Origin of the sequence: Arthrobacter sp. CAU 1506 (assembly GCF_005047635.1) — a bacterium.
Lineage (GTDB): Bacteria > Actinomycetota > Actinomycetes > Actinomycetales > Micrococcaceae > Crystallibacter.
On record NZ_SUKC01000002.1, the window covers coordinates 286,279 to 301,778 of the forward strand.

Sequence of the window (15,500 nt, forward strand, 5' to 3'; positions counted from 1 at the left end):
CCGGGCCGGGCCGCCGGTGCCTCAGGCGCCGGTGTCCCGCTTAGCCCCAGTGCGGAGGACGCTGCTCGCGCAGCCAGGCGTCCCGGTCCTCGTCCTGGTCGCCCCAGGCGCGGGGGTCGTCTTCGGCTGCCTTGGTGGGGAGCGCCGGGGACTGGCTGCGCTTGGCGCGGCGGGATGGCAAGCCGTCCTGGCCGACCTCCTGTGCCTCGGCTGCTGCATCCGTTTCAGGCTCTGCCACACCATCCGTTCCGGACGCGGACGGTGCCTGTCCCGCTTGCTCTGTGGCGTGCTCCGGCTTTCCTGCTGCCTGCTCCGGCTTTCCCGAAGTGGCCGAACGGCCGTCCCTGTTGACCGGTTCTTCCGGCTTCTGCAGTCCCAAGTAGCCTCCGATCAAGTCCGCGCATTTCTCCGGATCAGTGAACACCTCGATGGTCCACAAGGTCAGTGGCCGCCAGCCGAGCCGTTCCAACTGCTGCGGGCGCAGCCGGCTGCGTTCCCGGACGGTCAGTTCCCGGTAGGCCGGGGTGCCGTCCGATTCCAAAGCCACCGGAAGCGTCGGTTCAACATCCGGCGAATACTGTACCGTGCCCGTGCTGGCCACAATATCGATGAGTCCGTAATAGTGGTCCCAGACGCGTGCGCCGCGGGTGCGGACACGCTCCACCAGGTCGGCGACCAGCGGGTCATCGATGCCGGGCGAGAGTTCGGACGCGCGGAAACGCCCGTCGCCGAGGTGACGGTCCAGCAGGTCGTGGAAATCGACCGCTCCATGCCGCAGCCGCTCCGGGTCCAGATCCTCGGGGCGGAAGCAGCTGAGGACGTGCAGCGAATGCCGGGATCGGGTCACCGCGGTCGCGAAGAGCGCACGTCCCCCTGCCGCCGAGAGCGGCCCGAAGTCGTGCACTGCGCGGCCGTGCGGCGTCCGGCCGAAGCCCAGCGAGAAGATCACATCATCCCGGACCAGCCCTGAGGCGCGTTCCACGGGAACCACCCGGAAGGGCTCCTGGCGGCGCTGGAAGAAACTCGTGGCCGAGGGGTGGTTGGGCAGCTGCAGCCGGATGGCCTCCGCCACCCGGGCCGCATGCCGGGCGCTGGCCGTCACCACGGCCAGCGACCGGGACGGCCGCAGGCTGATGTGCTCGAAGACCAGGTCCACCACGCGGTTGAGTTCCGCCGGAACGCTCTCCACGCCTTCGTGTCCGGCGCCGGGCATGCCGGTGCCGTCCGGCAGGTATTCCACTTCCAGGCCGCCGCCGCGGATGGAGCTGGCAGCGGGCAGCCGGGACAGCGATCCCCCGTAGAACTTGTCGCTCAACGCACGGGTCAGGTCCAGGTCCACGGCACGGTAGGCGGTGGTCAGGCGCACCACCGGCAGCACCTGGGACATTGCGTGGAAGCAGCTGATCAGCGGCTTCGGGCCCTCGCCGGTGACCGGATCATCGCGGCGGTCCACATTGACTTCGAAGGGCGCAGCGCGGCCCAGCTCGCCGTCGCCGAAGGCCACCACCTGATGCCCCCGGGAGACCGCGGCAAGAGCCGACGGCAGGCTGGTGGCCTCGGCGTCGAGGACGATCACGGCGTCGAAGTGCTTGCCTTCCGGCAGCAGCAGCGGCAGCACCAGCGGGGAGGCGGTCCAGATCGGCAGCAGCGCTGACACCAGCGATTCCGACTGCTGTCCCAGCGCGGCCAGCGTCGGTTCGCCGGACTTGAGCAGGTCGCGCAACCGGTGCGCGGCCTTGGGCTTGCTCTTGAGCGAATGCTTCCAGTTCTGGGCCAGTTCCCAGCGCAGCCGGCCGGGCCCGGAGGCGATGTGCGCGTTGTCGGCGAGCCGGTAGACGGCTTCGAGCTTGCGCAGGTTGTCGCCGTCCGACATGGCCAGGTAGTCGTCGCCGCTGATCATCGCTTCCAGCGCCGACTGCCACCACGCAAGGTCCAGTTCAGCACCAACCTGCTCGGCACCGACTTGGCGTTCGGCCAAGTCGTCCAGCAGCTCACCCAGCCCGTGTTCGCGCATCTGCTCCAGCAGCAGCGTCCGTTCGGGCAGGTTGATCAGTGTTTCCTTGTCCGCGGCCAGCGCATCCAGCTGTTCCTGGAGCTCGCCGTCGGGCATCGCCGCCAGCGCACGGTCATCCGGCACCGGCGACAGCAAGGCGGCCAGCTTCTGCAGCCTTGCGGCCACGTCTCGATAAAAGCTGTTCAGGTCGGCCAAGCCGGACGGAACCGCCGGATGGCGCTGCGACGTGGCGTAGTCGGCCCACTTGGTCCGCTGCTGCTGCACCTCGAAAAGGGACTCATGCAGGTCCGAGATGTGCACGCCGGGGCGGATGTATTCCTTGGCCACCTTGCGCAGCCGGGAGCGGGTCATCGAGCTCATTTCGATCCCGCGATCCCGCCGCCAGGAGCTCGGCGCGGTTGCCGAGATCAGGTCGGTGACCGGCCGGTCGAAGATGTCCGGGGTGAATTTGTCCAGGCTCCCGCGCACCTCCACCAGCAGCTGCAGCTGCTCGCCCCACTCGCGGAAGGTCCCGGCAAGGGCGATCTGTGAATGCTCGGCCACCTTGTTCATGCGCGTGCGCAGCTGTGGGACATCTTTGGCAAGGTCGGAGGCCAACTGGTGGGCGTCCTCTGTTTCCTTGCGGTTGAGCAGCTTGGCACCGAACCACGGGCTGGTGGTGGCGGATTTGCTGAAGCTGCCCAGTTCGGCCGCACGGACCAGCCGGGCCGCCAGTTCGGCCCGGTCGGTGATGCTGTCCAGCACTGACCGCTTTAACCGGACGGTGGTCGCCGGTGCCGGATCCAGCGAGGTGAGCTTGGCCAGCGACTGCATCGCTTGGTAGGGCGAGCAGCGCCAGCGGGTGCGCACATTGTGCAGCGACTTCACGTGGTCCAGCAGCTTGTGCCGGTGGTCGGTGAGCGTGGCGTGCAGCTTACCCAGCTGCGGCTCCTGCGCCTTTTCGCTGCGGCTGATCGCGCGGATCAGGGTCTGGCGCAGCTGGTCGGGCGTCAGGTCGGCGCTCAGCTGAAGCGCCAGCGACCCCAGGTCCACGGTGTCCAGCAGCTGCGCGAATTCGTTCAGCGTGCCGCGCCGCTCCGCTACCACCAGCACACTCTTGCCTTCATACGCGAGCGCCGCCGCGGCGTTGAGTGCGGTCTGGGTCTGCCCGGTCCCGGGCGGCGTCGAAACCACAAGCGAGTGCCCGGCCTGGACCAGGTCCAGCACCTGCTGCTGCGCCGCGTCGGCATCCAGCAGCAGGAACTCGTCCTGCGGATCGCGTTCGTCGATCGGCGGCAGGTCCACCTCCGGCACCGGCACCGCGCCCAGAGCGTGGGCGGCCGGTTGCGCTTCCTCGGAACCGGCCCCTGCTTCGGCCAGGGCCTGGATCACCGGGTGTCCGGCATCGATCAGCACCGGATCGGTCACGGCTTCCAGATCGGCGAACGTGGAGACCAGGAAATGGTGTTCGATGGTCATGTTCCGCACGTCGGCGGTGAGCAGGCGCAGCCGTTCCAGCACCGGGTGCGGATCCAGGCGGGCAGTGCCGTAGGCCAACCTGGCGGTGGCCTCGGCGTCGATTCCGATCCCCTGCTCGGCGGACAAGTGGCGGACGAGGGCCGGGTTCAGCCGGGCGCGGTCGGCCAGCTGCAGCTCGAAGTCGTCCTGGCTGGGACGCACGGTCAGGGCAACCGGCGTCAACATCACCGGGGCATTGAGCGCCTCAGACCGGCCGACCTCCGGGACCCGCCAGGACGCTGTCCCGGCGGCGAGATAGCCGACGTCGATGCCGCGTTCGGATCCCAGCTCCAGGATCTTGGCCCGCAAGCTGCGGGCGGTGCGCATCGCGGCCGCGTATTGGTTCGGGTCGCGCAACAGGGTGGAGAGACGGGTGCGGCGTCCGGCCAGCAACTGGGCCAGACCGGACGGGTGGGCGTGCGTCAGGTCGATGCTGTTCGACGACGTCGGGGCGAACCGCAGCAAGGTGTCGGACCCGGCCACATCGCCCAGGTTCTCCAGCCACGATGCCACAACGTCTTCAGCAGCCTCGGCTACGCTGGCCAGCGACACGGCTGCCCCCTTCACTTCACTCTCGGCAACTTGCCTCGACCACAACGGCATGTCAATCAAGGTATCGGACTTTAAACGCCAAACGGGCGACCGCAACACTGCCTCAGCGAATTTGCTGTGCAGTGTACCCGCGGCTGCGCGGCGGGTAGGCAGCGGTTGCCCGTTGTGGCTACTCCCACTCGATGGTTCCGGGCGGCTTGCTCGTCACGTCGAGCACCACGCGGTTGACCCCGTCCACTTCGTTGGTGATCCGGTTGGAGATCCTGGCCAGCAGGTCATACGGGAGGCGCGACCAGTCAGCGGTCATCGCGTCTTCGGAGGAGACCGGGCGGAGCACAATCGGATGGCCATACGTGCGGCCGTCGCCCTGCACGCCTACGCTGCGGACGTCGGCCAGCAAGACCACCGGCATCTGCCAGACTTCCTGGTCCAGGCCGGCAGCGGTCAGCTCCGCCCGGGCAATCGCGTCGGCCTTGCGCAGCAGGTCCAGGCGTTCCTGCGTGACTTCGCCGATGATCCGGATGCCCAGACCCGGGCCGGGGAACGGCTGGCGGCCGACGATCTCGGCCGGCAGGCCCAGCTGCGCGCCGACGGCCCGGACTTCGTCCTTGAACAGCGTGCGCAGCGGCTCGACCAGTTCGAACTGCAGGTCCTCGGGCAGACCGCCCACATTGTGGTGGCTCTTGATGTTCGCGGCGCCCTCGCCGCCGCCGGACTCGACCACGTCCGGGTACAGCGTTCCCTGCACCAGGAACTTCACCGACTCGCCGTCGGCGGCGGCCTCGGCCAGGACGGCCTTCTCGGCTGCCTCGAAGGCGCGGATGAACTCGCGGCCGATGATCTTGCGCTTGGTCTCCGGATCGGTGACCCCGGCCAGCGCGGACAGGAAGCGCTGCTGCTCGTTGGCCACGTACAGTTTCACGCCCGTCGCGGCGACGAAGTCGCGCTCCACCTGCTCGGCTTCGCCCTCGCGCAGCAGCCCGTGGTCAACAAAGACACAGGTCAGCTGGTCGCCGACGGCGCGCTGCACCAGGGCCGCGGCGACGGCGGAGTCCACCCCGCCGGACAGCCCGCAGATCACGCGGGAATCGCCGATCTGGGCGCGGATGCGCTCCACCTGCTCTTCCACGATGTTGCCGGTGGTCCAGTTGGGCTCCAGGCCGGCGCCGCGGAACAGGAAGTTCTCCAGGACCTGCTGGCCGTGCGCGGAGTGCTTGACTTCCGGGTGCCACTGCACGCCGTAGAGCTTCTTTTCCTCGTTCGCGAAGGCCGCAACGGGTGCGCCCGCCGTGCTGGCCAGCACGTCGAAGCCTTCGGGCGCCTGCTGCACCGAGTCGCCGTGGCTCATCCAGGTGTTCTGCGAGGCCGGGATGCCGGCCAGAATGGAACGGCCCTCCCCCACCAGGGTGGCGTCCGTGGCGCCGTATTCGCGCAGGCCGGTCTCCGCCACCGTGCCGCCCAGGGCGTTGGCCATGGCCTGGAAGCCGTAGCAGATGCCGAAAACCGGCACGCCGGTTTCGAACAGGTCGGCGCCGACCCGGGGCGCGCCCTCGGCGTACACGCTGGACGGGCCGCCGGAGAGGATGATGGCCACCGGGTTCTTGGCCATCAGCTGTTCAGTGGTGAAGGTGTGCGGAACGATTTCGGAGTACACGTTGGCTTCGCGTACGCGGCGGGCGATCAGCTGCGCGTACTGGGCCCCGTAGTCAACAACGAGGACAGGCCGGTGGTCCGTAGTGGCGGGGGGAGGAGTAGTCACCCCTACAGGATAGTCGCCGTACCGGGGGCCACGCACTTTGAGGTCGGGCTTCCCAGCGTGAGTTGAGGCACGACGGCGGCGCGCACCGCCGTCGTGCTGCTCCCCCGGGGCCGGCGGCTGGCTTGGTCAGTAGCGCTTTGCGGCTTCAGGGTGGGCGGTCAGTTCTTGTTCCACCTCGCGGTGCACCCTGCGCTCCATGATGAAGGACAGGAACGGGATCACGCCGCCCAGGGCAATCAGCACAAGCCTGGTGAACGGCCAGCGCATCAGCGACCAGAGCCGGAAGTCGGCAATCAGGTAGAGCACATACAGCCAGCCATGCGCCACCAGCACCGCGATGGACAGGTTCATGCCCTCGATCACCGACGGTTCGGCCTGCGCCAGGCCGAGCGCGAAGGTCTCTCCGGTCAGCGTGTTGGTTGCGCCGGCGAAGAGGAACAAGTTGAAGCCGTAGCGCAGCACCATCTCCGCGCAGAGCAGCAGCAGCATGATGCCGGTGATGTAGGAGGTGATCTTGTAGAACGTCAGGGCGGAGCGGATCTGCGTGTGCGTTCCAGCGAAGCGGCGCTTGGCGGGGCGCTGGGTCGGCGCGGCGGAACGGTCTGGAGCGTTGTCTGTCACGTGGACTACCTCGTTGCGTGGGGTGTGTTGCTGGGCTTGGTCTCATCGGCGCCGTCCAGGTCACCGGAATGTGGTTCGGCTGGGCCGGCGGCGCCGCCGCGTTCGGCTTCGGCAGCGGAGCGGGCTTCTGCGGCCGCGTCTTCGGCGTCCTCCAGATCGCGGCGGTAGTCGTCGGCCACCAGTCGCCACCAGAGGAAAATGGCGAAGCCGGCGAAGACCACCCATTCCACCGCGTAGAAGACGTTCATCCAGTTGACCGGTGCTTCCTGCGGCTGCGGTCCAACCACCACCGGCTGCATGGCAGTGCCGTCGGTCGCCGTGCCCAGATCCTTGCCGGCAACGGTCAAACCGGTACCGACCACGAAACCGGAGTAGCTCGGCACGTCCCAGCGGTTGATCAGCTCGGCCACCGAGAGGGAGGCAACCTGCCCGGCTGGCCGGGCTCCTGAGAGCGGCGCCTCGGTGGGCAGCAGCCGGCCGACGACGGTGGCCTGGCCGTCCGGGGCCGGAACGGCATCCGCCGGATCCTTGATCCAGCCGCGCACCACGGGAATGACCACGTCTTCGTCGAACTGCTTGACGCCGTGCACGGCGAAGGCGTCCACCACCCAGAGTCCGTTGTCACCGTCCTGCAGACGGTTTTGCACCAGCACCTGGGCGCCGGGGACGAAACTGCCGTCCACGCTGACCATTTGGTCCGCTGTGGTGGCCATCATCGGGATGCCGGGCTCAAAGACATCGGTCAGCGGCTTGACGGTTTCCGTCTCGCCCGGGGGCGGCGGCGGTTCACTTTGGGACGCGGAAAACTGCCACTGGCTCAACAGCACAAACACCGTGGATAGCGCCAGCGCAAGCACCAGAGCCGCTATCCAGCGGGGTTTCAGGGCAGTCTTGAGCACCCTTTAAAGGTACTTCGCATGCTTGTAGAAAACGAATCCGCGCCGCGGTCCGCCCGGCGGTTCCGCCGCCCTCAGGCCAGCGGAACGATGTCGTCGACGCCCATCCGGGCGCTGTCTGCGGAGACGTCGTCGGGCTGCTCCTGGCTGAGCCGTTCTGCCTCCACCCGGGCCAGATAATGCTTCACTTCGCGTTCCACTTGCTCCTCGCTCCAGCCCAGGATCGGCGCCATCAGCTGGGCCACCACCGGTGCGGCCGAGACGCCACGGTCCCAAGCCTCGATGGAGATCCGGGTCCGGCGGGTGAGGACGTCGTGGATATGCCGGGCTCCCTCGTGCGTGGTCGCATAGACCACCTCGGCCGCCAGATAGTCGTCGGCGCCCGGCAGCGGTTCGGCCAACTCGGGCCGCTCGGTGATGATGTCCAGCACGTCCCCGGCCATCGAACCGAAGCGATTGAGCAGGTGCTCCACCCGGGCCACGTGGATTCCGGTCCGGTCCGCGGTGCGGCTGCGCTTGTTCCAGGCGGCCTTGAAACCGGACGCGCCGAGCAGCGGGATGGTGTCCGTGCAGCTGGGCGGCACCCGCTCGTCCAGCGCCCGCGCGGCTTCGTCCACGGCGTCCCGGGCCATCACCCGGTAGGTGGTGTACTTGCCGCCGGCCACCACCACCAGGCCGGGGACCGGGTGCGCCACCACGTGTTCGCGGGAGAGCTTGGCGGTGGAATCGTTTTCACCGGCCAGCAGCGGCCGGAGCCCGGCGTAGACGCCTTCAACGTCTTCCCGGGTCAGCGGGCGCTGCAGCACCTGGTTGACGTGGTCGAGCAGGTAGTCGATGTCCCTGGATGAGGCCGCGGGATGGGCCTTGTCCAGGTCCCAGTCCGTGTCCGTCGTGCCGATAATCCAGTGCCGGCCCCAGGGAATCACGAACAGCACGGATTTCTCGGTGCGCAGGATCAGCCCCACCGTGGACTGGAACCGGTCCCGCGGCACCACCAGGTGGATTCCCTTGGACGCGCGCACGCTCAGCTGGCCGCGCTCGGTCACCATCGCCTGGGTTTCGTCCGTCCACACACCGGTGGCATTGACCACCTGCTTGGCACGGATATTGAATTCGCTGCCGTCCTCTTGGTTGCGCACCCGGGCACCAACCACGCGCTCGCCCTCACGCAGGAAGTCGATGACAGCCAACCGGTTGACCGCGTGCGCTCCGAACGCGGCGGCCGTGCGGACCAGGTTCACCACCAGCCGGGCGTCGTCCACCTGCGCATCGTAGTAGCGGATGGACCCCACCATGGCGTCCTTCTTCAGGCTGGGGGCCGCCCGGTGGGTTCCGCGCTGGGACAAATGTTTGTGGAAGGGCACCCCGCGGCCGCGCCCGGAGGCCACCGCCAGGGCGTCGTACAGGGCCACACCGGCGCCCACGTAGGGCCGCTCCACGAACCGTTTGGTCAGCGGATAAAGGAATGGCACCGGCCGGACCAGGTGCGGCGCAATGCGCTCCAGCAGCAGGCCGCGCTCCTGCAGCGCCTCCCGGACCAAAGCGAAGTCCAGCATCTCCAGGTAGCGCAGCCCGCCGTGGATCAATTTGGAAGACCGCGACGACGTTCCGGAGGCCCAGTCCCGCGCCTCCACGATGCCCACGTCCAGCCCGCGGGTCACCGCGTCCAGTGCCGCGCCGGCACCTACGACGCCGCCACCGACGATCAGCACGTCCAGTTCGGCCCCGCGCTCGACGGTGCCGCGCAAGGCGGCGAGCGACTGCTCGCGGCTTGCGGGACTCAGTGCACCGTCGGTCATCGGCTCAGCCTTCCAGGGTCGGGGTCAGTCGCCGGGCTGGATCGGTGCCAGCACCACTTCGCAGCGCTGGAACTCCTTCAGGTCCGAATACCCGGTGGTGGCCATCGACCGGCGCAGCGCTCCGACCAGGTTGGACGTGCCGTTCGTGTGGTTCGACGGCCCGTGCAGCACCTGCTCCAGCGGGCCCACGGTGCCCACGTTCACGCGGTCTCCGCGCGGCAGCTCGTCGTGGTGGGCTTCCTGGCCCCAGTGCCAGCCGTGGCCGGGGGCTTCCTCGGCCCGGGCCAGCGCGGAACCGAGCATGACGGCGTCGGCGCCCATGGCGATGGCCTTGACGATGTCGCCGCTGAAGCCCAGTCCGCCGTCGGCGATCACATGCACATAGCGGCCGCCGGACTCATCCATGTAGTCCCGCCGGGCGGCGGCCACATCGGAGATCGCCGACGCCATCGGGGCGTGGATGCCCAACGCGCGGCGGGTGGTGGTGGTCGCTCCCCCGCCGAAGCCCACCAGCACGCCGGCGGCACCGGTACGCATCAGGTGCAGGGCCGGGGTGTAGCCGGCGGCGCCGCCGACGATCACCGGCACGTCCAGCTCGTAGATGAACTGCTTCAGGTTCAGCGGCTCCTGCGTCTTGGACACATGCTCTGCGGAGACCGTGGTGCCGCGGATCACGAAGATGTCCACGCCGGCGGCCAGCACCGTCTTGTAGTGCTCCTGTGTGCGCTGCGGGGTCAGCGAGCCGGCCACGGTGACACCGGCTTCGCGGATCTCGGCCAGGCGGGAGGTGATCAGTTCCGGCTGGACCGGGGCCGAGTAGAGCTCCTGCATCCGCCGGGTGGCGGCCGGGTTGAAACTCTCCGTGCCCAGGGCGTCGATTTCCTCCAGCACCGGCAGCGGATCCTCGTACCGGGTCCACAAGCCTTCGAGATTGAGCACGCCGAGGCCGCCGAGCTTGCCCAGTGCAATGGCGGTGGCCGGCGACATCACCGAGTCCATCGGTGCCGCGATCACCGGAGCGTCGAACTTGTACGCGTCGATCTGCCAGCTGACGGAGACGTCCTTCGGATCGCGCGTACGGCGCGACGGGACGATCGCCACGTCATCGAGGGAGTAGGCTCGGCGCCCACGCTTGCCACGGCCAATTTCAATCTCGTAAGTCACGGCTCTAGGTTATCCCACTGCTGGAACGCTTCACCGATGACGGGCAGGGATGGGACTGTCGCCGGCCGCTGCGCGGGCTGCCGGCTGCCCCTCTTCCGACTGCTGGCGTCGTCCCCACGCAGGCGGTACGCTCGACCTGCCGCACGGCAGGCACGCGCACCGTAGGCCCGTTCCCTTCACGGTTGCCGGCTGCCCGCCGCAGGAAGCCGGAGCGGGAAGTGGGCAGTCATGACAGGAAGGATCCGGCGGACCGTCGAGCGCTGGCGGCCGTTCGCGGGCGGCTTGGCGTCCACCCTGTGCTTTGGCATCGCCGGACTGGTCTGGTCGCTGCCCTTTCTTCGGTCGCGCCGCGTGCGGCGAGCCTCGTCATGTACCGTCTGCGCCTTCCATCAGCGCTTGCGCGGCATTGCTGTCTACGTGGTGGCGGCCGTGCTCGTTGCGGGAGCCGGCGCCCGCGCCGTGGAAGCGTTCTCCCCGCCCATCGTCTGCCACAGCCACATCACTGCCGACGGGCGAATCAAGCCGGAACCGTATCTGCAGGTTTCGCCTCCGGCCCCCTGGCGCATCGCCCGCAATTTTTTGGTCGCCCCAGTGAGCGGCGTCGGAGTCCTGACCGGGCGCGGCCTGGCGATGGACACGTGCTCCGGGCCGTCGCTGTGGGTCAAGTTCTGGCCTCCGCCGCGAACCAGCGGTGGCGGGACGATGCTCGGCGACGTGTTCGTTGCGTGGATGCCGCCGGTAGCCCCGTGGGGCCCCTTGAGCGTCTATGGGTATGGCATCGGAGATGAGGGTCAGTACGTTCGCTACGGCCCAAACATGTCCCAGAGCAGGGCCGAGGAGGCGAATCTCGCCAAACACGAGTCCCGGCACGTCGACCAGTGGGCCGTAGGCAACGTGCTGGCCGGCCCGTTCGCCTTCCCGGCGGCCTACATCATCGACGGAGCGCTGTTCCCCTCCTCCCGCAACCACTTCGAGCGAGCCGCCGGGCTGTCCGATGGGGCCTATCCGCCCGCCCCGGATAACTGGCCGGCGCCACGCTGGCCCGACACGGCGGCCCTGCTGGTCATCGCGCTGCTGGTCTTCCGACGTCGGCTCCGCTGGCTCAGCCGCATCGCGATCGGTGGCCGCGGGAACGCCCGAGTCCACGCCCCGATGCGCTGTCCCATCCATACCCGCGGCTGGTCGCAGCCCGCGGTCGCACCCCCAGTGCCGCCGCCGGTGCCGCCGCCGGGCGAAAGTCCCGCCGCTCCTTAACAACGACGGCGCCGCTCCCCTGGTGCGGGGAACGGCGCCGTCGTGGGCTGTGGGGCTACCGCTTGTAGTTCGGTGCTTCCACGGTCATCATGATGTCGTGCGGATGGGATTCCTTCAGGCCAGCCGCCGTGATTCGGACGAACTTGCCCTTGGCCTTGAGCTCGGCAACAGTGCGGGCGCCGGTGTAGAACATGGTCTGGCGCAAGCCGCCCACCAGCTGGTGCGCGACGGCTGAAAGCGGACCGCGGTACGGCACCTGGCCTTCAATGCCTTCGGGGATCAGCTTCTCGTCGTCCGGCACGTCGGCCTGGAAGTAGCGGTCCTTGGAGAAGGACGTGTTCTTGCCGCGGGTCTGCATGGCACCCAGCGAGCCCATGCCGCGGTACGCCTTGAACTGCTTGCCGTTGACGAACACCAGGTCGCCCGGGGACTCGGCGGCGCCGGCCAGCAACGAGCCGAGCATTACGGTGTCCGCACCGGCGACGAGCGCCTTGCCGATGTCGCCGGAGTGCTGCAGGCCGCCGTCGGCAATCACCGGAATGCCGGCCGGAATGGCCGCCTTGGCCGATTCGTAGATCGCCGTGATCTGCGGGACGCCCACCCCGGCCACCACACGGGTGGTGCAGATGGAGCCGGGGCCCACGCCCACCTTGATGGCGTCGGCGCCGGCGTCGACCAGCGCCTGCGCACCCTCGCGGGTGGCGGCCTGGCCGCCGATCACGTCCACATGGGCCGCGGCCGGATCCTTCTTAAGCCGGGCGATCATGTCCAGCACGCCCTGGCTGTGGCCGTTGGCGGTGTCCACCACCAGCACGTCCACGCCGGCCTCGATCATGGTCATCGCACGCTCGTAGCCGTCACCGAAGAAGCCGACGGCGGCGCCGACGCGCAACCGGCCGTCGTCGTCCTTCGTGGCCAGCGGGTACTGCTCCGCCTTGTCGAAGTCCTTGACCGTGATCAGGCCCTGCAGAATGCCGGCGTCGTCCACGAGCGGCAGCTTTTCGATCCGGTTCTTGCCCAGCAGTTCGATCACGTCGGGGCGACTGATGCCCACCTTGCCGGTGATCAGCGGCATCGAGGTCATCACCTCGTGCACCTTGGTGGTCGGGTAGTCGGCACGGGGCACAAACCGGGTGTCGCGGTTGGTGCAGATGCCCAGCAGCTTGCCCTCGGAGTCCACCACCGGCAGGCCGGAAACGCGGTAGTTAAAGCAGAGCTCGTCCAGTTCGGCGAGCGTGGCGTCCGGTGCGATGGTCACCGGATTGGTGATCATGCCGGACTCGCTGCGCTTGACCCGGTCTACGTGCTCGGCCTGGTCGGTGATGGAGAGATTGCGGTGGATCACGCCGAGTCCACCCTGGCGTGCCATGGCGATGGCCATCCGGGATTCGGTCACGGTGTCCATGGCCGCGGAGAGCAGCGGGGTCTGCACGGTAATTCGACGGGTCAGGCGTGAGCTGGTGTCGGCCTCGGACGGAATGACATCCGTGGGGCCGGGCAACAGGAGAACGTCGTCGTAGGTCAGACCCTCGAAAGCGAACGGATTGAATTCTTCGGACACTGCAGGGCCTTTCGAGCGATACCGGTTGCGGCCTCCGGGCACGGTCCAGAAGACCGGCTCCTGAGGTTGGTTACATCCTAAACGTTTCCGACGCGGCGGGTATTTCTGCCCACTGCGGATGTGGCGGAGCTAACGGCCGGCGGCCCCTTCCGGGCCCTGATCCGGACAGCAAAGAGGGGACCAGGCGTGGCCTGGTCCCCTCTCTGCGCTGTTGGTACCGTGGATCTCCGCGCGGGCGCGGCGCCCCTACCGGCGGTTAGTGCTGGTGGTTGTGCTCGTCCTCGTCGGCCGGCTTCTCCACCACCAGGGTTTCGGTGGTCAGCACCAGGGCTGCGATCGAGGCTGCATTGCGCAGCGCCGAACGGGTCACCTTTACCGGGTCGATGATGCCGGCGGCGAACAGGTCCTCGTAGTCGCCGGTGGCGGCGTTGAAGCCGTTGTTGACGGCCTGCTCGCCCACCTTGGAGACGACGACCATGCCCTCGTGCCCGGCGTTTTCGGCGATCCAGCGCAGCGGCTGGACCAGCGCGCGGCGGACCAGCCCGACGGCGGTGGCGGCATCGCCTTCCAGGGCCAGCACGTTCGGGTCGGTGTCCAGAGCCTGGGCAGCGTGCACCAGGGCGGAACCGCCGCCGGCCACGATGCCTTCTTCCAAAGCAGCACGGGTGGAGGACACTGCGTCCTCGATCCGGTGCTTCTTCTCCTTCATCTCGACCTCGGTGGCAGCACCGACCTTGATCACGCCGATGCCGCCGGCCAGCTTGGCCAGGCGTTCCTGCAGCTTCTCGCGGTCCCAATCGGAATCGGTGCGCAGCACCTCTGCCTGCAGCTGGGCCACACGGTCCGCCACATCGGCCTCGGAGCCGGCGCCGTCCACAATGGTGGTGTTGTCCTTGGTGACGGTGATCCGGCGGGCGGTACCCAGCACCTCGAGGCCCACCTGGTCCAGCTTCAGGCCGAGGTCGGCGGAGACCACCTGGGCGCCGGTGAGCACCGCGATGTCCTGCAGCATGGCCTTGCGGCGGTCGCCGAAGCCAGGCGCCTTCACCGCGGCGACGTTGAGCGTGCCGCGGATCTTGTTGACCACCAGGGTGGACAGGGCTTCGCCGTCGATGTCTTCGGCGATGATGAACAGCGGCTTGTTGGCCTGCAGCACCTTCTCCAACAGCGGCAGGAACTCCTGCACCGTGGAGATCTTGCCCTGCGAGATCAGGATGAGCGCGTCCTCGAGGACGGCCTCCTGACGCTCCTGGTCGGTGACGAAGTACTGCGACAGCAGGCCCTTGTCGAACTGCATGCCTTCAGTGAGCACCAGTTCGGTGTCCATGCTGGAGGCTTCTTCGATGGTGATGACGCCGTCCTTGCCCACCTTGTCGAAGGCTTCAGCCAGCAGCTGGCCGACCTCGGGGCTCTGGGCGGAGATGGTGGCGACCTCGGCCACCTTGTCCTCAACCTCGCGGGCGTTCTCCAGCAGGCGCGCGGCAACGGCCTCGACCGACACCTCGATGCCACGCTTGAGTGCACCCGGTGCGGCGCCGGCGGCTACGTTGCGCAGGCCTTCCTTGACCAGGGCCTGGGCCAGCACGGTTGCGGTAGTGGTGCCGTCGCCGGCGACATCGTTGGTCTTGGTGGCGACTTCCTTGGCCAACTGCGCACCGAGGTTCTCGTACGGATCGTCGAGCTCCACCTCGCGGGCGATGGTCACGCCGTCGTTGGTGATGGTGGGGGCGCCCCACTTCTTGTCCAAGACCACGTTGCGGCCGCGCGGACCGAGGGTGACCTTGACGGTATTGGCGAGCTTGTCGACGCCGGCTTCCAGCGCCTTGCGGGCCGCGTCGTTGAACTCCAACTGCTTTGCCATGAATTTGTTCCTTTCACGCGAAATGCCCCGGTTGCGCTGCAACACAGCGGCAGCCGGGGCATTTCGGTTGTCCGTCGTTCCGGCCGCGGGCGTCGACTGCGCGCGCCCGGGCCGCCGGACTGAAGCTGGTGGACTTACTTGGTGACGATGGCCAGCACGTCGCGGGCAGAAAGCACCAGGTACTCTTCGCCGCCGACCTTGACCTCGGTTCCGCCGTACTTCGAGTAGATGACAACGTCACCCTCGGCTACGTCGACGGGAACCCGGTTGCCATTGTCATCGACGCGGCCGGGGCCAATCGCGACAACTTTGCCTTCCTGCGGCTTTTCCTTGGCGGTGTCCGGGATAACCAGGCCGGAGGCCGTGGTCTGCTCTGCTTCGAGCGGCTGGACAACAATACGATCCTCAAGAGGCTTAATGGAGACCGACACTCGGCTCTCTCCTTTTCATGAGCTACGAATAGGTGGGCCAAGGAGATGTCTGCCGTCGTCGCGGTGCCGGCAGGCGGTTCCTTGTATTAGC

General features: G+C 68.1%; 10 protein-coding genes. 1 reads left to right on the plus strand and 9 read right to left on the minus strand.

Features of this window, described 5'->3' with window-relative positions:
• Positions 1-40 precede the first annotated feature (40 nt).
• The 6 genes from E4J89_RS04015 to E4J89_RS04040 form a co-directional block, all read right to left on the minus strand.
• Complete coding sequence (locus tag E4J89_RS04015) at positions 41-4,114, minus strand: DUF4011 domain-containing protein (RefSeq protein WP_136784804.1); 4,074 nt, start codon at positions 4,112-4,114, stop codon at positions 41-43.
• A 118-nt stretch (positions 4,115-4,232) separates the two neighbouring features.
• Positions 4,233-5,822 (minus strand): glutamine-hydrolyzing GMP synthase, encoded by a 1,590-nt coding sequence (gene guaA, locus E4J89_RS04020; RefSeq protein WP_136784805.1) that lies wholly within the window; start codon positions 5,820-5,822, stop codon positions 4,233-4,235.
• Between the two features lie 126 nt (positions 5,823-5,948).
• The gene (locus tag E4J89_RS04025) at positions 5,949-6,443 is read right to left on the minus strand and encodes a DUF3817 domain-containing protein (RefSeq protein WP_136784806.1); all 495 of its coding nucleotides are present in this window, start codon (positions 6,441-6,443) and stop codon (positions 5,949-5,951) included.
• 5 nt (positions 6,444-6,448) lie between these two features.
• Positions 6,449-7,342 carry an SURF1 family protein gene (locus E4J89_RS04030; protein ID WP_136784807.1) on the minus strand — a complete coding sequence of 298 codons (894 nt, stop codon included), beginning with the start codon at positions 7,340-7,342 and terminating at the stop codon, positions 6,449-6,451.
• A gap of 71 nt (positions 7,343-7,413) precedes the next feature.
• Positions 7,414-9,138 (minus strand): glycerol-3-phosphate dehydrogenase/oxidase, encoded by a 1,725-nt coding sequence (locus tag E4J89_RS04035; protein WP_136784808.1) that lies wholly within the window; start codon positions 9,136-9,138, stop codon positions 7,414-7,416.
• Positions 9,139-9,162: 24 nt separating this feature from the next.
• A complete protein-coding gene (locus E4J89_RS04040; protein ID WP_136784809.1) occupies positions 9,163-10,302 on the minus strand; it encodes a GuaB3 family IMP dehydrogenase-related protein in 1,140 nt (379 codons plus the stop codon).
• A 228-nt stretch (positions 10,303-10,530) separates the two neighbouring features.
• Here E4J89_RS04040 and E4J89_RS04045 point away from each other — a divergent pair, with 228 nt between their 5' ends.
• Positions 10,531-11,556: a hypothetical protein gene (locus E4J89_RS04045; protein ID WP_136784810.1), complete on the plus strand. Its 1,026-nt coding sequence runs from the start codon at positions 10,531-10,533 to the stop codon at positions 11,554-11,556.
• 55 nt (positions 11,557-11,611) lie between these two features.
• Here the strand turns inward: E4J89_RS04045 and guaB are convergent, their stop codons facing one another.
• The 3 genes from guaB to groES form a co-directional block, all read right to left on the minus strand.
• Positions 11,612-13,117 (minus strand): IMP dehydrogenase, encoded by a 1,506-nt coding sequence (guaB, locus tag E4J89_RS04050; protein ID WP_127511179.1) that lies wholly within the window; start codon positions 13,115-13,117, stop codon positions 11,612-11,614.
• 256 nt (positions 13,118-13,373) lie between these two features.
• The gene (gene groL / locus E4J89_RS04055; RefSeq protein ID WP_136784811.1) at positions 13,374-14,978 is read right to left on the minus strand and encodes a chaperonin GroEL; all 1,605 of its coding nucleotides are present in this window, start codon (positions 14,976-14,978) and stop codon (positions 13,374-13,376) included.
• Between the two features lie 134 nt (positions 14,979-15,112).
• On the minus strand, positions 15,113-15,409 hold the full coding sequence (groES, locus tag E4J89_RS04060) for a co-chaperone GroES (RefSeq protein ID WP_127511177.1): 297 nt from the start codon (positions 15,407-15,409) through the stop codon (positions 15,113-15,115).
• Between the last annotated feature and the right edge of the window lie 91 nt (positions 15,410-15,500).

Bases quoted from the DNA above. Each gene is read 5' to 3' on its own strand.
- E4J89_RS04015 (WP_136784804.1), bottom strand. From the start codon at position 4,114: ATGCCGTTGTGGTCGAGGCAAGTTGCCGAGAGTGAAGTGAAGGGGGCA.
- E4J89_RS04035 (WP_136784808.1), bottom strand. From the start codon at position 9,138: ATGACCGACGGTGCACTGAGTCCCGCAAGCCGCGAGCAGTCGCTCGCC.
- E4J89_RS04045 (WP_136784810.1), top strand. From the start codon at position 10,531: ATGACAGGAAGGATCCGGCGGACCGTCGAGCGCTGGCGGCCGTTCGCG.
- groL (WP_136784811.1), bottom strand. From the start codon at position 14,978: ATGGCAAAGCAGTTGGAGTTCAACGACGCGGCCCGCAAGGCGCTGGAA.